Annotated in this window: 22 protein-coding genes; 8 read left to right on the forward strand and 14 right to left on the reverse strand. The window is 43.7% G+C overall.

Annotated features, from left to right (window positions below):
- From MJZ25_03520 to MJZ25_03530, 3 genes are all read right to left on the reverse strand, one after another.
- Positions 1 to 482 (reverse strand): hypothetical protein (locus MJZ25_03520; protein MCQ2123231.1); only part of this gene is annotated, 482 nt, incomplete at its 3' end.
- Positions 483 to 493: 11 nt separating this feature from the next.
- Positions 494 to 1225 (reverse strand): hypothetical protein, encoded by a 732-nt coding sequence (locus tag MJZ25_03525; GenBank protein ID MCQ2123232.1) that lies wholly within the window; start codon positions 1223 to 1225, stop codon positions 494 to 496.
- Positions 1225 to 2448, reverse strand: coding sequence for a hypothetical protein (locus tag MJZ25_03530; protein ID MCQ2123233.1), 1224 nt, complete (start codon positions 2446 to 2448; stop codon positions 1225 to 1227). The genes MJZ25_03525 and MJZ25_03530 overlap by 1 nt, the downstream gene beginning before the upstream one ends.
- Positions 2449 to 2568: 120 nt before the next feature.
- Here MJZ25_03530 and MJZ25_03535 point away from each other — a divergent pair, with 120 nt between their 5' ends.
- On the forward strand, positions 2569 to 3231 hold the full coding sequence (locus MJZ25_03535; protein ID MCQ2123234.1) for a hypothetical protein: 663 nt from the start codon (positions 2569 to 2571) through the stop codon (positions 3229 to 3231).
- A 42-nt stretch (positions 3232 to 3273) separates the two neighbouring features.
- Here MJZ25_03535 and MJZ25_03540 read toward each other — a convergent pair whose 3' ends face one another.
- Positions 3274 to 3828 (reverse strand): HD domain-containing protein, encoded by a 555-nt coding sequence (locus MJZ25_03540; GenBank protein ID MCQ2123235.1) that lies wholly within the window; start codon positions 3826 to 3828, stop codon positions 3274 to 3276.
- Positions 3829 to 3961: 133 nt separating this feature from the next.
- On the opposite strand from MJZ25_03540, the gene MJZ25_03545 reads away from it, so the two are divergent.
- Both MJZ25_03545 and MJZ25_03550 read left to right on the forward strand, forming a co-directional pair.
- Positions 3962 to 4441 (forward strand): hypothetical protein, encoded by a 480-nt coding sequence (locus tag MJZ25_03545; protein ID MCQ2123236.1) that lies wholly within the window; start codon positions 3962 to 3964, stop codon positions 4439 to 4441.
- Positions 4442 to 4443: 2 nt separating this feature from the next.
- Complete coding sequence (locus MJZ25_03550; GenBank protein MCQ2123237.1) at positions 4444 to 5022, forward strand: hypothetical protein; 579 nt, start codon at positions 4444 to 4446, stop codon at positions 5020 to 5022.
- 52 nt (positions 5023 to 5074) lie between these two features.
- Here MJZ25_03550 and MJZ25_03555 read toward each other — a convergent pair whose 3' ends face one another.
- The 7 genes from MJZ25_03555 to MJZ25_03585 all read right to left on the reverse strand — a co-directional run bounded on the left by MJZ25_03555 (position 5075) and on the right by MJZ25_03585 (position 12360).
- Complete coding sequence (locus MJZ25_03555; protein ID MCQ2123238.1) at positions 5075 to 5572, reverse strand: MmcB family DNA repair protein; 498 nt, start codon at positions 5570 to 5572, stop codon at positions 5075 to 5077.
- A gap of 16 nt (positions 5573 to 5588) precedes the next feature.
- Positions 5589 to 6116 (reverse strand): anaerobic ribonucleoside-triphosphate reductase activating protein, encoded by a 528-nt coding sequence (gene nrdG, locus MJZ25_03560; protein ID MCQ2123239.1) that lies wholly within the window; start codon positions 6114 to 6116, stop codon positions 5589 to 5591.
- A gap of 64 nt (positions 6117 to 6180) precedes the next feature.
- Positions 6181 to 8718, reverse strand: a complete 2538-nt coding sequence (locus tag MJZ25_03565) for an ATP cone domain-containing protein (protein MCQ2123240.1) — start codon at positions 8716 to 8718, stop codon at positions 6181 to 6183.
- Positions 8719 to 9038: 320 nt separating this feature from the next.
- Complete coding sequence (locus MJZ25_03570; protein MCQ2123241.1) at positions 9039 to 10640, reverse strand: ATP-binding protein; 1602 nt, start codon at positions 10638 to 10640, stop codon at positions 9039 to 9041.
- Between the two features lie 12 nt (positions 10641 to 10652).
- Positions 10653 to 10832: a hypothetical protein gene (locus tag MJZ25_03575; protein ID MCQ2123242.1), complete on the reverse strand. Its 180-nt coding sequence runs from the start codon at positions 10830 to 10832 to the stop codon at positions 10653 to 10655.
- Between the two features lie 44 nt (positions 10833 to 10876).
- Positions 10877 to 11575: a hypothetical protein gene (locus MJZ25_03580; GenBank protein ID MCQ2123243.1), complete on the reverse strand. Its 699-nt coding sequence runs from the start codon at positions 11573 to 11575 to the stop codon at positions 10877 to 10879.
- Positions 11518 to 12360, reverse strand: coding sequence for a galactosyltransferase-related protein (locus tag MJZ25_03585; protein ID MCQ2123244.1), 843 nt, complete (start codon positions 12358 to 12360; stop codon positions 11518 to 11520). The genes MJZ25_03580 and MJZ25_03585 overlap by 58 nt, the downstream gene beginning before the upstream one ends.
- Before the next feature lie 344 nt (positions 12361 to 12704).
- Here MJZ25_03585 and MJZ25_03590 point away from each other — a divergent pair, with 344 nt between their 5' ends.
- The 3 genes from MJZ25_03590 to MJZ25_03600 are packed head-to-tail and all read left to right on the forward strand — an operon-like array spanning position 12705 to position 16933.
- A complete protein-coding gene (locus MJZ25_03590; GenBank protein MCQ2123245.1) occupies positions 12705 to 15545 on the forward strand; it encodes a hypothetical protein in 2841 nt (946 codons plus the stop codon).
- Between the two features lie 37 nt (positions 15546 to 15582).
- Positions 15583 to 16572, forward strand: a complete 990-nt coding sequence (locus MJZ25_03595) for a hypothetical protein (GenBank protein MCQ2123246.1) — start codon at positions 15583 to 15585, stop codon at positions 16570 to 16572.
- A gap of 1 nt (position 16573) precedes the next feature.
- Positions 16574 to 16933, forward strand: a complete 360-nt coding sequence (locus MJZ25_03600; protein MCQ2123247.1) for a hypothetical protein — start codon at positions 16574 to 16576, stop codon at positions 16931 to 16933.
- A 74-nt stretch (positions 16934 to 17007) separates the two neighbouring features.
- On the opposite strand, the gene MJZ25_03605 is transcribed toward MJZ25_03600, so the two are convergent.
- On the reverse strand, positions 17008 to 17862 hold the full coding sequence (locus MJZ25_03605) for an Hsp20/alpha crystallin family protein (protein MCQ2123248.1): 855 nt from the start codon (positions 17860 to 17862) through the stop codon (positions 17008 to 17010).
- 3 nt (positions 17863 to 17865) lie between these two features.
- Positions 17866 to 18672, reverse strand: coding sequence for a sigma-70 family RNA polymerase sigma factor (locus MJZ25_03610; GenBank protein MCQ2123249.1), 807 nt, complete (start codon positions 18670 to 18672; stop codon positions 17866 to 17868).
- A 123-nt stretch (positions 18673 to 18795) separates the two neighbouring features.
- Between MJZ25_03610 and MJZ25_03615 the strand changes: the two genes are divergently transcribed.
- Together MJZ25_03615 and infA are read left to right on the forward strand one after the other, a co-directional pair.
- Positions 18796 to 19128: a hypothetical protein gene (locus MJZ25_03615; GenBank protein MCQ2123250.1), complete on the forward strand. Its 333-nt coding sequence runs from the start codon at positions 18796 to 18798 to the stop codon at positions 19126 to 19128.
- Positions 19121 to 19339 carry a translation initiation factor IF-1 gene (infA, locus tag MJZ25_03620; protein MCQ2123251.1) on the forward strand — a complete coding sequence of 73 codons (219 nt, stop codon included), beginning with the start codon at positions 19121 to 19123 and terminating at the stop codon, positions 19337 to 19339. The genes MJZ25_03615 and infA overlap by 8 nt, the downstream gene beginning before the upstream one ends.
- A 20-nt stretch (positions 19340 to 19359) precedes the next feature.
- On the opposite strand, the gene MJZ25_03625 is transcribed toward infA, so the two are convergent.
- Entirely contained in the window at positions 19360 to 20730 is a 1371-nt protein-coding gene (locus MJZ25_03625) for a transposase (protein ID MCQ2123252.1), read from the reverse strand.
- Positions 20731 to 20737 lie beyond the last annotated feature (7 nt).

Consider the following 20737-nt stretch of genomic DNA (forward strand, 5'->3'; position numbering starts at 1 on the left):
ATTTCGATGGTAATCTTATCGTCTTCGGAATCATCGATGCTAAGACCAGTACCTACATCTAGATCGGGAGACTCCTGAATTTCAGTCCATCCTTCGGTTGGCTGGTATCCGTAAGTCTTGCCATCTTCCATATCGGTTTCATCGATTTCGATAATGATCTTATCATCTTCAGAATCATCAATGCTAAGGCCTGTACCGACATCTAGGTCGGTCGATTCGGCCTCCGGGATAGCGGTCCATTTTCCGGTATTGTCAATAGCATAAAGTTCATCCGGTTCCATTTCACTCAAATCAATACCAATTGATACTTGGTTAGATTCTATATTTTCGGTGATATCAATACCCGGACCAGCAACGACGTCGGTCTGGTTCACGCCCAAACGATCATCAGCGGTACCGTCTCCGGTAAGCGTTGTGTCGTGCTGGACTTTACCAATAGCAACACGTTTAAGATCTTCGCCATGTTTTTCGTAAATAGCCATAGTATTCTCCGTTAAAATTTATTTAGCGAACCGTCGTCGTTAACATAAGGTTTATCATGAAAAAGGTGATCTGCACAATCCAAAACAACAAAATCATGCAAATAAATACCAGTTGTCAAATTTTCGAACTGGACGCCAACCAAGCTTGGCTGCTCTGTACCTATATTAGCAGCAATAATAGCGTTTCCGTTTTTATCATACAGATAACAGCTCAATATACCATCGACAGACACTAGTTTCAAATTATGCCATCCGGCGCCAATATCATACAGATCACTGCGGTCCGCCGTTGTTAGGGTGACCTTATCAGAGGTAATAGCGACGGTCACACCGACATCATCATCATCAGTGACAAACGTCAGGGTACCATCTTGTACATTCACCCACGCACTCATGGTCACTTCAGTAATGCTATTGGACAATCCAAATTGTACACGATTAGTGTATGGTGATCCGGTGAACTGTACAACATTCGATGATATAGTCTCATCAAATAATTCATAGTCTATACGCTGTAAGCATGAATCCATTGTATTGCCAGTACAAAAATCACATGGCATACCTGTAGTCTTTTCGTGGCCTGTAAATACCTGTGTTAGTAGTCTATCTGAACCGGTAATAACAGCATGATTAGGAGACTCATCGCCATCCTGTTCAAACAGCGTCCCTGATACGGCCTTCATTGCTAAGGCCTTACCATTGAATGCGAGGGGATTCCCATTATGTGAAAAAATTACTGACATTATTCATCCGTTGTGCAATACATCTTATATTTGACAATTTCTTCAGCACTTAACGCATCCAACTCCGCTTTAGTACCAATCCACGGTTTCAATACAGAGTCATCAAGCTCGTTATCGGTGGTAAACGACAATACACTGTCTTCAGTGAGTGCAATATTAATACTATTATCGGTTCCAATTGAAACACCCTCACCTTCCGTGTAAATTCTGCCTAATTCAATTTCAGCCCATCCGTCGTCACCATATCGGTAAAAATGGCCAAGCGTATAGTCATCAGTGGTCTCGCCAATATACTCAACTATGGTTCCAGCCGACGCTGTTTCAGGCATTGTAGAATACTGCTGCATGAAATTGGTTAACACCGCAGCGATCGCAGCACAACTTGGTGGATTGTTACTAGACGGGGTAAATGTTCCCTGAATATCCTCCGTTTTGAAGAAACCCGTGGTATCTATAGTAGTATCACCGATTTGAATCCATTCAAATTCCGGTTCTTCTTCAGATGATTCTTCTGTCTTTACATACACCCATTCAGTGTACACATCACCAGTAGTGACATCAGGATCCCTTACCAAGTATATTGCGTTTTTTACACCAACATCAGGCAATGTCTCAACACGAATGAACGATGTAACAGAGTTCAACGTCTTGATCAAGGTACGTAATGACACCGGTGATTCATCTTCGTTATAAGCAAAGTACAAGTCGCCAGCAATGGTCTGATTACCGTCCCAATCCAAAGTACGAATATTACTACGGTTTTCATCATCAGTACCGTTACCTACGATTTCAACATAGGTCCCTCGCTGGGCGCCACTATCAGAATCCTTGATATTGAACTCACCAAATACCAGCTGAGATTTTGCACTAGCATAGGTCGATTCACCCATTGCAACGGCATTTTTACCGGTTGTCTTAGTCAACGTGCCGGTCACAAAACTATTCACACCCGGATTTGTTCCTGTAGTGTCAACCGCCACATGTCCATCAGCGTCAATTTTTAAGTCCACACCGACACCAGTCCCCCCACCACTACCAGTGGCAACAATAAGCTGTCCAAGATAATTGCCATCATCATCATATTTATCAGTCAACGATACGTTGCTGTTATTTTCGGTAATCAGCTTTCCTTGCGCCTTAATGTTATCACGGGCGTTCTTGGCCTGACCATTAGTCAGGTTCTGTTTATTCGTAGTAGTCAATACTTTGGTTTTTATAATCATCTGGATACCACGGTGTCATATTCTACCGTAGTTTATATTATTTGAGGATTAACTAACATGTCACAGCTATTATAAACTTACGAATGAACGCACAGAGTATGCATCACTAGAGGACAATTTATGCATCTAGACTTATTTCCAGAATTCACCAATGTGAAAAATGACCCATTGCTAGAAGCCGTTATGGCCGGAAATGCGGTGTTATTTGAAGGCGACGACGGCGAACAAAACGCCGAATCTACTGAAATTCCGGCACCACCCGATCCACAAGATGCTGATACGGAAGAACAAGATGGCGCTTCGGCCGAACCTCCGGCAGAGGCAGATGGCCAGCCAGATGAATCTGTCAAAGAACCGCAACAGGACCAGACCCAAGAACCGGCTGAACCACAAGAAACCCCCGATGACATCCAAAGTCAAACAACGGAGGACCGAACCCCTGCCGAACCAAAATCTATGAGTGCCGACGACGCATTTAAGAAATTAGTGAATTCACCTGACGCAAATAAGATCATGCAAACAATGCGATCATATTTTCAGAAACAGCAAACCCAGCCATCAAAACAGCAAATCCTCACATTTGCCGTAAAATTGGTCGCAAAATGGAGATCCGACAAGAAACTTCCGATCAATTCGGAAAACATCATAAAGGTCGCCACAGATTTGCTTAGTAACGCACAGAAGAACGTGGTTGCAAAGAACAAGCAAGCACAGATGTTTGCAAACCAATCACAGGTAGCACAACAGCAAAAAGCGCAAGAACCTGCCGACGAACATAAATAAAAAAGACCCGCTGAAAAGCGGGCCTTTTTAATTTACAATCGATCACATATACAAGTCTGCATATGTATTTGAATCCATTTCATCCTTGGTCAATTTTTCTTCAAACTTGTACAGGCATTCATTTAAATATCTGTATTCGTCGATATATCGGCTTTGTCGTTCATAATCCTTTTCAGTGACATATGGAAGACGGTTTAAATTCATATTGTCATCCAAGTCAATCAGCTTTACCTTAATGGCAAGTAAATTTTTACCGATATCATTGATATATACCGAACGGTCTTCAGCTTTTTTACGTGTAAGCAATTCTACGGTTGCCCATACGACTTTTGGGAAAAATGCACTCAGGTCGGTGATAGTAAAATTGCCATCTTCTACCACATCATGCATATATGCGGCAGCGGTCAAATTTTCATCACAATAGCGCTTAGCCGTATTTTCCCCGACTCGGCATGGGTGCTGTATATAGGCCTGTCCGGCCTTGTCTAACTGTCCGGCATGTGCGAATTCTGCGAAAGCAATGGCACGGTCGATCATATTCATGTCCATATTTCGCATGACCTTCAAAAATTCTTTAATTTCATCCCTAGAACGCATAGTAAAAATCCTTGTGCATTATACGTGATTTATTGTATTCATTTCATGGACAAACCTGATGTATCCACTAGAAAAACTATTACATTATGGGTAAAAAATACTAATTTACTGAAAGTAATTCAAATTTACGACTATGATATACGAAACAAATACATTTGAGCAGGATCTGGTTAATGAATTGACAGCTGCATTATCTTTTACTTTTGAAAGCGATACCGAGGTTGGGATATCAGACAATTCCACGCTATTAGCTGTGTTAAGTACAAAACAGTGCAGGGTCAACGGCGAATTCATTGCCGCATGCGGACTTTTCGGGACTTTTGATGCAAAATATACCGTTAAGGACGGCCAGTGTACGATACCTAGTGTTGATATCGCCATAAACGGTAACAATCCGTATAAATGCGATTTATCGTCACAAGCACGGTTCATTAAAACCGTCAAAGAAATGCACCAGCTATACTTGACCCGTCAAGCCGGCCTAAAGCGTCAGCAGGAAACCTTGCAGCAATTATGCGATAAAATTGACTCGCTTGCCGAATTGGTAAATGACGCAAATATCAAAGACAATATCATCAAAATAACACAAGAAATCAGAACATACGTAGGTTAATCATGACAAAGCAAACATTGGACCAGTACATCAATGACATCAAGGCCGGCCTAGAACAGGCGTTAGGTACAACTGTAGACTGTTCCGGGCGTACGCTTGAACTTCATTTCACCAACAAGAACATCAAGTTGGAAGGCAAGGTATACGTAACCTTCTCCTTGCCGGGCGGGAAGATCAATGTCCGTATCACCTACTATAATTTCATTGGGGACAAGAAGGAATCCATAACGCTAAAGGATGCCAGTACAGCCATTGTATGTGCACAGACATTGAGCTTTATGAAAGCAAAGGAATCAGCAATCACGGAAACCAACCAGACAATCGAACAGTTCAGGCATGATTTGAACACGACGTTCACCCAGCAAGGCTACACCCGTGAATGTGACTCAAAGTACATGATTGTATTTACCAAGTCGCCAATAAATGTGTCCATTCGTCTAAATGATACTTCACTCAACATACTGATCACAAAGACAGTGAAAAAATCCTTGTCCAAGACATACAGTCTTAACTGCGATATTACGACAGGAAACACAGTCGGCAATTTATTGCAAGCGATTAAATATGCTCTAGAACATTAAAAAAAGCCCGGGATTTCCCGGGTATTTTTTATTGACTCGGTCACAATTTTGATTAACGTTTCCGAGCGGCTTTGTGGAACGAGTCGACATAATCGTACCACAGCTTTTTCCTTAATGCGAACTGACGGGTCCAATACCGCATAGCCATAAGACGTTGCAGATTATACAACATATCATCGGTAATCTTCGTGGCGCCTTTATGTATAGGCGCCTGTTTAATGATACGCACATATCCTACAGGCTTCATCGGTGTGACTTCGATCAGGCCGGCATTTTCCGGAAGCCGTTCAAGAACATAATCAGTCATATAGGACGGGACTGCATAATAGAACTGTTTAATGTATTTAGATTCGTGACCAACCTTCTTTTTAAAATCGGCCAAAAAATCGGACGTTGAAATCTTGATTTCGATCTCAGTGCAATACTTTGCTGCTGACACAGAAATCAAGTCGGCCTCATGCCCAAACATCCAAGCGCATTTGTTTACAACAACCGGATGCGTACGGAAAAATGCTGGACTTTGCTTTCGCTGCGTAAGAGCATTTTCCATGTCTATGGTAGTGAGTTTAAGCTTCTGTGACATGGAATGTACCGTCTTTCTTCACCATTATGTTTTGATTAGAACTACCCCTGAATTTCAGTGACAGATCTTTCAATGATTCAACGAACGGGCCCACGACCATTACGTCGGCAGCGAATAGTATGGAATCCGTATACATTGTATGTTGTGACCCGCCATCGGTCAAGTCACCAAATTTATAGCCTGTATATATCCAAATCGTCTTTCTGCATTTACATGCAAAATCATCGGAAAAATATTTGGTAAACTGATAAATGAATTCAGATATCGCTTCCTGATTTTCCACTTCAAATGGTTCGCCGCCAAGAATCGTCACCCCATCAATATACGGCTTATCGCACCCTTTAATAATTTCATCGATAGTCTCATGGGTAAACGGCTGACCGTAGTCAAAATTCCATGTTTCGGGGTTGAAACAACCCTTACAGTGATTGCGGCAGCCACTAACCCAGAAAGCTACCCTGATACCATCGCCATTTGCTGTATCGTCAAATTTAATTGCACTATAGTTCATACCGCCTCACACAAAAAGACCCGGGAAACCCCGGGTCTAAAATATAGCAACATCGATCGGATTTTTAAATATTCTTGCGACGTTTCAGTTCATTTTGCTTACCGACACCCCAGCTCTTCTTGATCGACTGACCCGGGCGGCCAACCAGATAGCCAGTAATGCGACGGATGCGGAGAATGTTTTCGCCATCATCCTTCACGCCACAGTGCGGGCAGGTAGCACCAATGATTCCACGGAAACCGCATTCACGACAGGTATCCTGATCGAAAGTGATGGTAAAGTAACCCAGATTGGCTTCATACATAGCACGGATTGCTGCCTCAACAGCGGCTACGTTAGATTCTGGATTACCTTCGATCTTGTAATAGAAGATGTGGCCAGCGTTGGTCAATGCATGGAATGGAGCTTCATTAGCCAGCTTGTTATCCAGAGTCGTTTCGATATCAAACGGCAGCATATGGCTGTTGGTATAATAACCCTTATCGGTAATGTTCTTGATGTTACCGTATCTCTTCTTATCCAATTCAGCAAAACGGCCGCATACGTTCTCAGCAGGCGTTGCGAATGTAGACCAGTTCAATCCGGTTTCCTTTTCCTTGCGGTCAGTGTATTCACGGATATGCTTAACGATGGACAAGCCAAAGTCAAACGCTTCCTTATCAATTCCATAGGTCTTGTCCAGCAGGATCTGGCAAACTTCATAAATGCCAATATAGCCAATTGAATTAGAACCCTGCTTCAATACTTCACGAATGGTATCCTGCGTATCATGCTTAACGTCATCAGATGTAAGATAGACGCCATTCTGCATCAGGAACGGGAAATTCTCGTACTTACGATTTGCAATCAATTCGTAACGATCCATCATTACGCCAGCGCACATATCCAACTTCTCATCAAGTTCCTTCCAGAACGATTCAATCGGCGTATCGGTCTTCGATGCACGCAGAGCAATGGCAGGAAGGTTAATCGTAGTGAACCACAGGTTGCCACGGCCATCGGTCTGAGAAGGACCATTAATATTGCCGATTACACGGGTACGGCAACCCATTGAGGCGATGGCTGTTTCAGGACGCAACCACTTAAACACCACATCAGAACCTTCTACACGGTCAAAGGTATAATACTTGCCGTCAATAGCATACTCAAACTTATTATGGTAAATTCCAATATTGGATGCAAGATCATCAATAGTCACGTCAACGACATCATTGCTTGCAATCTTCTGCAATGAAATTGTTTCGCCAACCCCCAAAGACACACGAGTTTCGTCAAACTTAACGTACGGACGATTAAATGTTGAATCCACACTAACAAAATTTGGGTAGAAACGCTTTGCACAGATACGGCATGCCATCTTCCACAGATCATAGTTAGGATCACCCGGAATTGCACTGATACCGGCCATCATCTTAAATATGGATATCGGGAAGATACAGGTGGAACCATCGCCAAGTCCAGCATCGGTTGCTCGCATTAAATTACGGGAAACCATTCGGCCACACTTAGTAGTATTCAATCCAAAGTTGATGGACGAGAACGGAAGCTGGTTTCCACTACGGCTAAACAAACTGTTCAGGTTATGAACCAATGCTTCCATAGCCTGATAAGTATCCTTGTCCGTCTTAACAATGGCTCGTTTCACAACCTTCTTAGGAATATTCCAGTCACCAAGATACATGTGATTAGCGGACCTGTTCATGGTAACATATTCAGGCATAGTCACCTTGGTATTATCGTATTCCATGCCATCGATCGTAACGGTAGCCCCGATAATCGAAATGAGCTTAAATGCCTCAATAGCCTTATTGTCACCAGTATAGTCAATATAGGCTTCAATTTCATATGCCAAGTTCTTTCGGAAACTGCGATCTACATAAACAGCCAGATCGTCATCCAAATGCGCATAAGCCTGACCACCATACATTTGATTCTGGTTGGATTGAATGATAATGCTGCCAAGTGCCGCAGCGGAGCCAATTGAGTTAGGGGAACGAATATAGCCATTACCGGTATCAAAACCACGTTCAAGAAGCTTTGCAAGTGGGATGAACAGGCAGTTCATGGTCAGCGCATAATAGTCAAGGTCGTGAATATGAATATCGCCGGACTTGTGCGCATCAGCATGTTCACGCTTGATAAGGTTAATCAAATTGTAGCGTTTCCACGCTTCGCCACCAGCCTTTGCATAAGACGTGGCAACGGTAGCGCCATTGACATTACCGTTGTCACGCAAGAGGTTAGACGAGTTCAGGTCAGCGGCGGCAATCTCCTTGATTACCTTATTCAATTCATTCTTGGTTTCACGAACACGGGTACGTTCCTGACGGTAGAGGATAAATTCCTTTGCAGTCTTCCCAAACGTGTGCGCCATCAACATCTGTTCAACGACATTCTGCACATCTTCAACAGGAATCGATTTTCTCTTACGTTCCAACAAGATAGCTTCGCATTCTTCTTCAACACGTTCAACAAGATGATCAATCTGTTCTTCCGTATAGGATTCTCCCGACGCAGCAAACGCATTTTTTATGGCACCAATAATCTTCGTCGGATTCCAAGCACGTCGCCTGTCATCACGCTTTATAACTGATTTAATCATATATAACCTCTTTTTAACTTTGACTCATGTAGTCGATATTAAATTAGTCGAAAAGTCTGATTCACGTTTATGAAAAACGATGTGCAAAATAATACAAAAAATCCAAGGTTTTTACAAATTTTTCACAATATATGGCGGTCATTGTTCGCAAATATGCCCAATATATTGTGAAAACGGCAATTTTACCCAGTCACCGACATTTTAAAGTTTTTTGTTATTTTTTTATTACACATCTATCTAACAAAACAACAAAAAATCCTGGCCTAGATATACTAGATCAGGACATGTTTGCCTTTTGACGAAAGATCTTAAATCAGTGGCTAAACCTTATACAACACACGGGCACGATTCGTTTTTTCGGCAGGCGCTGTAGTAATATGACCATCCGAATCAGCCACCATCTTTGCGTTATTGATACTACTGATACGCTTGTCAATCAGACGAGCAAAATCGGCGCATTCATACCCGTCAGAATACAAATCGGCAAGATCGCTAATCAACGATGCGACATGTGCATGAGTAAAGTTTGCCGAAATGATTTTTTCGGCAGCCGCCTTGAACTCATCATTATCCACATCTACCCAATCGGGGGCCGTCTTGCCAAGATGAATGTAGCGCTGGTGTACAATATCAGCAATCTGATCAACACTGTTCGGATTCAATACATGAATAACTTCGTCAATACGTTCAGCACGAGTCCTGATTGTCGAATGGAGTCGTTGTGGTTCATTGATAGTCAATATCAAGATCCCAGAGAATTTGGCTGAATTGGTTGCATCAATACATGTGATGAACGTACTAGTAAGATTACTTTTTTCGCCAAGATTATTGCCGTCTATGTCATCAAACACAAAGATACTGCCCGGGAACATATTAAGAAGCCTGAACACATTACGCATCTTAATGGTGTCTGAAATGGCATCCGGTGAAATCCAGAAAACCGGTACGTCAGTGAACTGCATGATCAGCTTATGAATAGACACGGTCTTACCTGTGCCCGGATCACCCTGCAAAATATAGCCACGACGCTTCTTAGCATTCAAAATCGTACGGCATGTCTTCGCCATGTCTTCAAGATCAATATTCTTGATCTCAAAATTCACATCTACACGAGGTTCAGTGTGAATAGAACTACCGTCGATACGGATGATGTTTTTGGATACATCGACGGAATCGATGTAATTGGAATACACAATGCTTTCCACCATCGTCAGTATGTCGCTCCCGAGTGTATCCTCAGGAACATCGGCATTATGATAATCACCCATGCTAGTGGCTACATTGATATACGCAAATTCACCGGCATTCTGATTATTAGTATTGGCAGCCGGATTTTTAGATTGGACATATGTCAATTCCAACCCAATTACGGCGCCATTCAACTTCGCTAACATGTACGTCACATTAGGATGGGCATCCTTCGATTTGGCATCCGCCGGGGCTTCCACTTTCGTAATTGTAAAATGATATTTCGCCTGAGCCGCCTTGGTCATACTTACCACACTCTTGCAAATCTCCGGTGTAGCGTCGAGCTGACGCACACAGATATGATTGCCGTCACGGTATCCCATAAATTTTGCCAGATCGTCAAAATCAGTATGAGTCTCATAACGCTGTGCGATAAATGTATTATTCACCACAACACTAGCCTTGGCAAGATTCAGCGCAGTATCAACAACATTAACATATCCACGAACAACACTACTATTTGTGTTTGCCCTGACAATACCCAGAATACTTTCCAGCAGTCGAGACCCAACATTCAAATATTTTGCACTGTTTTCGCCACATACCTTACGTTTAAGATAGTTCAGCTTTTCTTTAGCAGTTCTACCCACCCACATATCGCTGTCAATTTCGATTTTCAACAGCATATCACCCAAATCACGCAGAAGCTGGGCCGGTTCAAATTCATTCATCATACAGCTACCCTATTACAACTCACCTTCTTCAGTTGGCATATCATCGTCACCTTCGAACGAAACCTCAACTCTGGATGTGGATCCACCATACTTCCACGTTTTGATACATACACGTATCACATTCAGAAAAAACGCAGCAAACATCAGCGTCTTCAAAACAACAATAATTTTTTCGTGTGTATTACGATTCATACAAACCTCGAACAAAATATAACACTTTTAACACTTTTCGTCAACTACCGTATATCAATAGCATTCAAAAAATCATTAATCAATGCAGGCTCATACCCAATATCACCCGTTTGAACGGTAATAGGGACACCTAAATAGATGGCAAGCGACGGAATCATGCCACGACGCCCATGGCCAAGATGGATTAAATTTCGGGCGGACCTGATTTCAGTAGTCAACGACAATAGGCTGCGATTGACCGGAACATCTATACTGAAGCCCATATCCTTTAAGAAATCGGCAAACATATGTAAATCCAGTGGATCGGCGACAGCTACACGAATTGATTTGGCCTTATCGATTGAATCCCAATCAACCCATTGATCCGTACCCACAACGTCACCGACAACAGTAATATCCGCATCACATAAAGGAAGCCGTGTCACACTCGGATCAATGGGATAACTGTTTAATGTCACAGTCTGACGACGTATAACCGGGTGATCGAAATTACCAAGGTATATTATACGGACGGCAGATTCCAAATACGGAAGATACGCATCATTCCAATCATGCACGACGTAAATCTGTCTCTTAGCATCCTTCGTATTCATTATGCGGCCATCACCGGCATGACATACAACAATATCATCAGTTGGTCCATCGGAAAACCGGCACTCATGCATATACTTCATGCAGGTGAAACTTAATGCATTGAACTTTGAGTATCCGTCGGCTTCAAAGACATCTTTGCTAAAGAGCATGCTTTCTCCCGGTAGGCATTTATTTCTTCCAATTGGGCGATAGACAAATCAGAAATCGGCTTAAAAATTCCGTCAATAAACTCGACCACATATTCGGGGCCATCTTCTTTCAGGACTTCATCCAATATCTTGGTAAACGTCATTTCACCACTGCGGTCAATGTCATAAATGGTAGTATCAATCGTCAGGTAATGCTCATTGGTACAATGCCATTCCAATTGGACACTTAGACGACCGAGACGGTCGTACTTTGTAATTAGAGATTTCAACGATACATTTCCAGCAACGTAATCATGCAGATCATCGTCGGTCATTCGTCGAATACATGCACAACGGCGTCTATTCTCGACATAAACGCTAGACTTAATATACTGCATTGTATTTACCACCGGGTGAAACAAATGGTATACAGTTCCACGATCTGTATTTCGTAATATCGGACCAACAAGCCGCTGGCATTTTACCAAGAATGCATCGTCCTCGGCGCCCCAATTATTAAAGTCTTCATCAAACCCACCAATGGCGTCAAACGTGGCCTTTGTAAATACATTGCAAAGCCCAGTCTGTCTGGTAACATGCACACCATGGTCCTTAGGACCCGGTGTCAATGGCTGTCCGATGACCACACGGCGGGTATCAACCTCTTTCAAGTAGATGGCCTCCGAATACGGAAACACCAAGGAGCCCTTGTTCCAGTTGTTACGAATATACTCGATACAAGCGTCATCAAGGTATGAATCTGCGTCGCCCATCACATAAGCCTTATAGTCCGGATTAGATCGCACGGCTGCATTCAATAGCTTCGGTTTGCAAAAATCACCAGTGATCGCCACTGGGATATGAATAAAGCGTTCGCCATATTTCGATCTAATCTCGCCGAATATGTCGTCAGTTGGATTCTGTTCTGCGACGCACAAATCGGCGTCAGGAAACCGAACCATAAAATTGTCAATCACAGCCATAATATTGCGTGACCTAAACATATTTCCTTTATTTAAAAAGGCAGTGATAATCAAAAAATCGCCCATAGCCGCACCTGTTTATATGGTTCAATGCATAAAAATATAGCAAAAATGGCCTAATTTTCAACAAAGGATAAACTTTACCACAAAGAAAACAAGGATTTACGATGTCATTTAACGGAATTCACAATCTCCGTGACGCTAAAGAGAGCGTCAAGTACCAGCCATGGCAACTGGCTGAGATCAAGAGATGTTCTGAAGACCCTATCTACTTCATCAATACATATGTGTATATCAACACGAAGGATAACGGAATGCAGCTATTCAAGACATGGCCATTCCAGAATGAAGCTATCAAGCGTTTCCTAAAATACCGTTTTAACATCAACCGATGGAGTCGTCAGGTCGGTAAGTCGACAATCGTTCGTGGGTTCATACTTTGGCATGCCATGTACCATAGTGACCAGCTGGTAGCAATGCTCGCAAACAAACTTTCTCTAGCTAAGGAACAGCTACAGCTACTGCGTGACTCGTATGTTGCACTCCCGTACTGGCTGCAGCCCGGTGTCAAGCTATGGAACAAAATGTCCATCCAGTTTTCAAACAATACCCGTATAATCGTGGCGGCGTCGTCACCTGACGGTATCCGTGGTTTCTCCCCCAACCTGCTATATCTGGACGAATTCGCATTCCTACGTTCAGGCATGGCCGATGAATTCATGGCATCAGTATTCCCGGCCATTTCATCAGGTAAGAAAACCCGTGTGATCATCACAAGCTGTGTCACTAAAGATACAATGGTATTCACACCAGACGGCATCAAAACCGTTGACGACTTCATTATTGACGATGGCCGCCGCCTTGGTTACGAGGTACCGGATTATCAGGTTCTGGGCCGTTATGGAATGAATCGTGGCCACATCATGCATAATGACGGCCATAAGGCGACGAAGGTTGTGGAAACCCAATATTCAAGCATTGAATGCTCGCTAATGCACAAGTTCTGGGTTTGCCGTGATGGTGAATACAAATACATGCGTGCGCATGAACTGAAGCTAGGCGACTACTTGATGGTACGGTATGGAATGAATTGCTGGGGTAATGATGAAATCAACTATACCCAACATCATGACGGATTAAGCATAAACGCAATAACACCTGACTTGGCATATCTGTTTGGATTATATATTTCAGCAGGAGATATTAAGGATCAAACGTTATGCTTAACGATCGATGATGACATATCTACTTTGTTACGCAAAATGAACCTGACAAATTATAAGCGTGACCAATTCCAATATCAGATTGCAAGCGCCGATATAGTAGACCTATTTAAGTTCGTTGGGTTCAATACCAAATTGCCAGCAACCCAAAAGGAAATACCCCCACGCTTAATGCGTATGAGCAAAGAATGCACGGCAGCCATGATTCAAGGCATGATGGATGGCAATGGTTGCACAACGGCGACACGTAAGCGTATTTCCTACACATCCACATCGCACAAGCTGATTAAGCAGCTCCGCATGCTTCTATTGAACTTCGGTATACTGTCGGCTATGGATGATAAATATTCTCACGATATTGGCGGTAAACCAGCCCGAGAGTATGTACTACAGGCAACACGAGATAACCCGGCCCATTACGATATTATACCGTTCTCGGCACAGGAAATCAGACGTCTTAAAAAAACGAACGTGCTAACTAAGGACATGATCAAATTAACCGACGGATGGCGTGGAAAAGGTCAACAGCATTTAAGCAGGAAACTTATTCTTGACATAAAGGCTCAATTACCACAAGACATTATCGATGCGGAGCCAGTGTTCCAGAACGCAGAACCCGATTTTGTGTGGGCCCCAATTACCAAACTTACAGATAGCGAAAACGATGTATTCGATTTCTCGCTAAATGACGACAATTACGGCGGCGAGCAGTGGGCTCACTCGGTCATTTACAATGGTATAACTGGTAGGCAAACTCCCGCCGGCCTTAACCACTTCTACCGAATGTGGGAAGATGCCGTCGAAGAAAGTACCGCTTCCTACCACGACCTCATGTCCAAGTATGTCAAGTCCACAGTTCTGTGGAGCGAGGTTCCGGGTCGTGACCAGCAATGGGGTGTAGACGAAATGGCCCGTATCGGCGAACAGAAATTCCGACAGGAATATGAATGCGAATTTGTGGGTTCTGCAGTCACACTTATCGACTATAAAATCCTCCAGAAACTCAAGGCATCCAAGCCTATCGCAATCCCGAACATTCCCAAAGACTATATGGTCAGAATGTTTAAGCGTCCAGAAAACAAGCAGAAGATGGAGGTTAACAAGTGGGTTTACGTTGCATCAATCGACAGTGGCTACGGTATCCGAAAAGACTATCATGTTCTTCAGATTCTATTAGCCAAGCACAGTCTTGACGCTGAGCAAGTATTCGTAATGTCATCTAATACAGTGACCATCGAAGACTTCTGTTCACTTGCATACAAAATACTGAAACTATACGGAAACCCACCGTTAACAATCGAATTCAACGGTCCGGGTTCACGAACATACGGAATCATGTTCAACCAGTTAGATTACGAGAATATTGTAAACTACGATAACAAGTTACACGGTCTATGGGCGACAAATGCGATCAAGCAGACAGCCGTTATGCTATTAAAGCTATATGTGCAGCGTTTCTATCTAAAGCTGCATGATGAGGCTACCATTACCGAACTAATGTCATTTACCCAATTGACGGTAAATAAATGGGGTGGTAGCGGCGGCAACCATGACGACAATGTGACGGCACTATACTGGGCCATCTACTACATGGCATCAGAATTCTTTGAAGGTGAACAGAAGGAAATGCGGTTCATGGATGGTCTAGAGCTGGCATTTGCGTCTGCCGACAATGGCGATGCAGAGAATGCGGCAATCGAATTCATGAACGACGACTATGCAAAGGCAGAACAAGCTGCAATGGGAGCATTAGAGAAAACATCTGGATTCGAAAACCAACGCTAACATATAAACTACAGGTAAATTTATAGTGAGAGCGCACATGTTTAACGAACTCGAACAATTGAAACAGTTGACCCGTTCCATCGAAATGGAATCCATTGAAATGGAAGCATCTGACCCGGATCTTGGCGCCGTCATTATCGATGGCGTCATGGACAATTCACCATACGTCAAGGGAGACCCGTGCTTTGTGGCCGTCATTGAAGGTCAAGGCAAGAAGGAATCCAAGGCAGACGCTGACGACGAGAAGACCGATGACGAGAAACAGCCCAAGCACGTAGGTAGCTCCGGCACCCCGGGTAAAAATACCACCGAAATTAAGATGGGTGATACTAAATCCACCGCACCTGCAATTTTCGAAAAGAATGATACGGCCGAATCCGTGGAAGAATGTTTCCTGAGCGGTGTTGGATCAGCAATGAAACAGGGTATGCACCGATTTGAATCATGTGTCGACGGCCCTGAAGCACTTCTGCAACCGGGAACATTCGCCGCTCCAAAGCATTGTGCCAACGGCAAACCGGTAATCATGTACATCACAAGCAATGATGGCGGCTACATCAAGGCAAGCATGCCGACCAAGATCGAAAGCAATTACGCCCATAGCGGAAATGGATGCTGGCCAAAATTCATTTTTGAATCTGATGAGCTGACACCGATGTCCGACATTTCCAAAGATCAGATTCATGATGTCATCGCATTCAATGATAATGCGTGTGAAAACGACCTCTGCGCATGTAAGTCTGGCTTTGACGGTGAAACTCCAATGAAGCAGGCACAGGAAATGGCACAGTATGGACAGCAGGATAAGCCTCAGGAACATGTTGATATCCGTAAACTTTCCGATCTACTTGATATAATTTCAGGTATCGAGACCCCATTTGCCGACCAAGACACAACAGTATCTACGCCAGTCATGGTATCATACAATGACGACGGGTCAATCAGCGCACAGCAGCAGAGTGTTACTGTAAAGAATAATGGCGGCAAGCATGTTGCACCATGGGGAAGCTCTATGCTGGAGTTCTAATATGGCATTACCTAAAATTATATATGATAGTAGTTGTCCGGTCTGTTCGGAATACATGCGTCTTGTAAAAAACAAGATTTCCAAGACAGAGACCAATGGTCCAAAGGTCGAGTACCAGTCCAGCGATGGTCAGGCATCCGACTTTGAATACATCACCGCAAGCGGCAAGTCCTTCCAAGGCGTCGCTGCGATAGATGCGATGGCAAAGGATTTCCCGGTCATCAAGGACTATATGTGGATGCTTCCGTCAGAATATAAAACGGCCGGCCTGAAAATCGCATACAAGGTCGGTAGCGTCGTCCGTAAAGTTCTAGGCACCGTAAAGAAAGGTTGCAACTGCGGCGGCGGAAAACGTAAATAGGTCAATGAATATCAAAAGGCCACCCATTGCTGGGTGGCCTCTTTTTATGCCTCTTTTATGCCTCTTTGAGGTATTTAAGCAATACTGATGGTGACTCCCTCAACCGCCACCCTCAGTCCAAGCACTACATGAACCTGTCCGTATTCGAACGAGCATGTAATCTTAGATTCATCCACAGCACGGGGAATGTGATACGACACTTCGTGCTTTCCGAGAAGATAGTCTGGGATGTTGATCTGTGATTCAATTTTAGGGCGTTTACCCTTCGAACCCTTGACCATCCCCTTGATACTATCGCTATATGTATTTCGTGTATACACGATCTTCACGTCGTTTTCCGGCGTAAGACTGATACTAACATCGTTCTTTTTTACGCCCGGCAAGTCTACAATGACATGGCATTCATTATTAGTCAGCACCAATTCAGAAAACGGTTCGTCCAGATAAAACTCAGATTGCGAATCACCTGAAATCGGAATATTCTGCGCCGGAGCAATAGGAGGTTGCTGAGGCTGCGGGTAATATTGTTGCTGCGGCGGGTAATACTGCTGTGGCGCCTGTTGCGCCGGCGGTGGCGGCATCTGCGGATTAAACGGCTGTTGTTGCGGTCTAGGCGGTTGCGGCGGCATCTGCTGAGGCATATTGCCGACACCACGGCCACGCTTCACGTTAATCTGTCCGTCAATAGGGTTGGCCGCCGAAATACGTGCGGTCTCCTGCTGCATAGCCGCAATAGCCGCTGGGGAAATTTTAGACCCGTTTTCAGTTCCATCCATAATAGTCGATGTGTAATCAGGCTGGCCAGTAAAGATCAAAGTATCTGAATTATCCATTTTTCGTCTTCCTTCTAGTTTGACAACTTCCGGTGTTTCATCATCATTATGTGACGTGCCGAAAAGTTTCCCAAGCAAATTCCCGAAAATTCCCACATATCACTCCAATGAATTTCGTAGTTCGGCGAATTCCGGTCGCTTGCGCAGTTTAGCCAATGCGGCATTTTTTGCACGCCTGATTAACTCGGTACTAATACCACGTTCGTCGGCAATCTCGGCAGCGGATTCTTCGTATCCGTCAAACCCATATATTCTGCGTAATAAATTATTCTCTTCTGGGCTTAATGTAGACTGCATCAGTGAAAAAATGCTGTTTTGAAGCAATTCCTGTTCATGATTCGCATCAGTACGTTCTGACGACGGTACTACATCACTAAGAGTTGACGACTTGTCGGATGTATCAGATGAATTCACTGGCTGGTCAAGCGACATTGGCATCGACACGGCATTTTCAGCAAGATCGGCATACGACACCCCATCAAGGCTTTCGCCATGCTTCTTAGCCTTCAGCACACGTTTTCGCATGCGAACCGGAACATGCACCATATCGCTATTCTGGACAATCAGGTCCATGTGGCGACGGATCTCCCACACAGCAAATGACCCAAACTTCACACCAATAGTATGATCATACTTATGAAATGCTTCAATCAACCCAAGCTTACCCTCGGCAAAGAAATCGTTTATCGGCATCCCGGTATTCTTCTTATAGTCCTTGGCCAACTTCAGAACAAATCTGAGGTTTGATTTAAGGATGCTGGTCATCAGCTCTTCCTTGCGGGCCGGATTCTTAGTCAAGTGGTATTCCTTAAAACAAGCTTCTTCGGCAGCACGTCCAAGAATCTTGTACTTAACTGTTTCTTCAATTAATTGCTTAGTGCTGATATCCTCTTCGAAAGTTTTCATTTAGCGCCTACCATGGCATGTTATGCGCTAATATAGAATTTTTAAAAACAAAATTCAAGCTGCACATACACATTTTACAAACATTTTTTAAACTTTTTCGCAACAGTTTATAAACTCTTTATCATGAATACGAAACGCCTAGACATTCATGGGTCGTTGATCCTCAATTCTGACCAAGAAGCCTTCAGATTATTACTGAGCAAGGCTGTCCCAAAGCTTGTCAAATACACAAAGTCAATAGACGTCGGCAAGCAAACAAACAAGCCGGGATATGAATATCAGGATTACGTCATCACGATCAAAATGAGCCATGACAGGAATTCCTATGAAATATTCCGCAACAGGAACGGCGCCCTCGTATTCGCAGTTATTGACGGTAAAACAGTGAGCATCAACCATGAATACGTATTTATCGAAGATCACATCGCATCTTTAATGAAGGATCAGAATGGCTAAAGAGCAAGGCATAAGTGTCAGGGGCGTTATTATCGAGGAAATGGGTAATGCCTTTTTTAAAATCCAGATCGAATCTGGACATCATGTGCAGGCCCGTGTATGCGGCCAGATGGTAAAGCACAATATACAGGTACATCGTGACGACTCAGTTCTAGTTGAGATCAGCCCATACGACCTAGAACGTGGCAGAATTACATGGGTCTATAAATAAAAAATGCCGTTATATCATTTTCAACCATTTTGCACAATAGGGTCATCTATTATCAATGATTGGGTGATTTCCTGCTTCAACGACCTGCACTGTTCTTGTGTTTCAAAGAACTGTAACCTCAAGTCTTTGGGGTGTGGTTCGGAACCACTACCTTCCCTACAGCATTCACTGCAAGGGCAAGCTTCAACGGCATATCTTGCCGCAGTTTGCTGTGTAGCAAAGCCATACAGCCACAGGCCGTAGAAACGTAAGTTTCTGGCCGCATTTACATCTCTATCGTGATGGAAGCCACAGTGAGGGCAAGTCCATTCACGAGTAGTAAGTTTCAAATCTTCTTTCTTGTAGCAACCACAGTTTGAACAATACTTACTGCTTGCATAGAACTGGGGCGCCTTGATTAGATGGATGTTGTGCCATCTGCACTTGTATTCCAACTGAGTATGAATTCTGCCAAAGTTTGCATCCAGAATAGATGAAGCCAGCTTGCGGTTACGGCTCATATTCTTAGGCTTCAATGTCTCGATGACAAGCACCTTTGGTGCAAGTTTCCGAGTCAGTTCCGTAGTACACTGGTGGGCTGAATTAACACGGATATTAGTTATCTTACGATGAATCCTAGCAAGTAGCTTAACTGCCTTCTTGCGGTTCTTGCCACCTTTTCTTTTTCTAGTTACCGAGCGTTGTTGCCTTTTCAAACGGGTTAAGTGTTTTCTATAAGCAATAGGATTATGTATGGCCTCACCATAGGATGTGATGGCTAAATCCTTGATGCCGAGGTCTACGCCAACTATATCGTACTCATCATCCGTGATTTCTATTGTTTCGTTAACTGGGACTATATCGGTAACATAGGCAAACGATACATACCATCTATCTGCTGTCCTAGATATGGTAGCCATAGACAAAGGCACTTTATCCACTCCGTCTGGAATAGCGATATAATCTTTTTCTTTCAGCTTGACCTTGCCTAGAGTAGGAATCTGCACAAAGTCCCTTCCGATATAGACTGAACCAGTCACACGGAAGCTGTCATTGATGCCAAACTTATGGAATCGTGGGTGCTTACCCTTGTTACTGAAGAACTTCTTCCACGCAGTGCCAAGGTCTCGCAAGGCTTCCTGACCGCAACACTTAGAAAGCTCAAGCAGCCATTCGTTACCTTCCAGCCTCTTGTAAAGTACCCATTCCTTATGCCAGTCTATCGGAGTACCTAGCTTGCACTTGGGTTTGGTTCCTTCTGGGACTAACTTCTTGGCTTCCTCGTAGGCAGCGTTCTGCTGGGCAAGTTTCCAGTTGTATGCCCTGCGTGCGGCAGCACAAGAGCGGATGCATACCCGTTCCTGTTCCTTGGTGAGCCGTAGCTCTATCTTTCTGCCACACTGCTGTTCCATATTAAAA

The sequence above is a fragment of the Fibrobacter sp. genome, assembly GCA_024399065.1.
Taxonomy (GTDB): Bacteria; Fibrobacterota; Fibrobacteria; order Fibrobacterales; family Fibrobacteraceae; genus Fibrobacter.

Coding starts and splice junctions, on each gene's coding strand:
- MJZ25_03595 (MCQ2123246.1), top strand. CDS start 15,583: ATGTTTAACGAACTCGAACAATTGAAACAGTTGACCCGTTCCATCGAA.
- infA (MCQ2123251.1), top strand. CDS start 19,121: ATGGCTAAAGAGCAAGGCATAAGTGTCAGGGGCGTTATTATCGAGGAA.
- MJZ25_03565 (MCQ2123240.1), bottom strand. CDS start 8,718: ATGATTAAATCAGTTATAAAGCGTGATGACAGGCGACGTGCTTGGAAT.
- MJZ25_03575 (MCQ2123242.1), bottom strand. CDS start 10,832: ATGAATCGTAATACACACGAAAAAATTATTGTTGTTTTGAAGACGCTG.
- MJZ25_03550 (MCQ2123237.1), top strand. CDS start 4,444: ATGACAAAGCAAACATTGGACCAGTACATCAATGACATCAAGGCCGGC.
- MJZ25_03625 (MCQ2123252.1), bottom strand. CDS start 20,730: ATGGAACAGCAGTGTGGCAGAAAGATAGAGCTACGGCTCACCAAGGAA.
- MJZ25_03535 (MCQ2123234.1), top strand. CDS start 2,569: ATGCATCTAGACTTATTTCCAGAATTCACCAATGTGAAAAATGACCCA.
- nrdG (MCQ2123239.1), bottom strand. CDS start 6,116: ATGAACTATAGTGCAATTAAATTTGACGATACAGCAAATGGCGATGGT.
- MJZ25_03555 (MCQ2123238.1), bottom strand. CDS start 5,572: ATGGAAAATGCTCTTACGCAGCGAAAGCAAAGTCCAGCATTTTTCCGT.
- MJZ25_03530 (MCQ2123233.1), bottom strand. CDS start 2,448: ATGATTATAAAAACCAAAGTATTGACTACTACGAATAAACAGAACCTG.
- MJZ25_03525 (MCQ2123232.1), bottom strand. CDS start 1,225: ATGTCAGTAATTTTTTCACATAATGGGAATCCCCTCGCATTCAATGGT.
- MJZ25_03580 (MCQ2123243.1), bottom strand. CDS start 11,575: ATGCTCTTTAGCAAAGATGTCTTTGAAGCCGACGGATACTCAAAGTTC.
- MJZ25_03610 (MCQ2123249.1), bottom strand. CDS start 18,672: ATGAAAACTTTCGAAGAGGATATCAGCACTAAGCAATTAATTGAAGAA.
- MJZ25_03600 (MCQ2123247.1), top strand. CDS start 16,574: ATGGCATTACCTAAAATTATATATGATAGTAGTTGTCCGGTCTGTTCG.
- MJZ25_03540 (MCQ2123235.1), bottom strand. CDS start 3,828: ATGCGTTCTAGGGATGAAATTAAAGAATTTTTGAAGGTCATGCGAAAT.
- MJZ25_03590 (MCQ2123245.1), top strand. CDS start 12,705: ATGTCATTTAACGGAATTCACAATCTCCGTGACGCTAAAGAGAGCGTC.
- MJZ25_03615 (MCQ2123250.1), top strand. CDS start 18,796: ATGAATACGAAACGCCTAGACATTCATGGGTCGTTGATCCTCAATTCT.
- MJZ25_03545 (MCQ2123236.1), top strand. CDS start 3,962: ATGATATACGAAACAAATACATTTGAGCAGGATCTGGTTAATGAATTG.
- MJZ25_03570 (MCQ2123241.1), bottom strand. CDS start 10,640: ATGATGAATGAATTTGAACCGGCCCAGCTTCTGCGTGATTTGGGTGAT.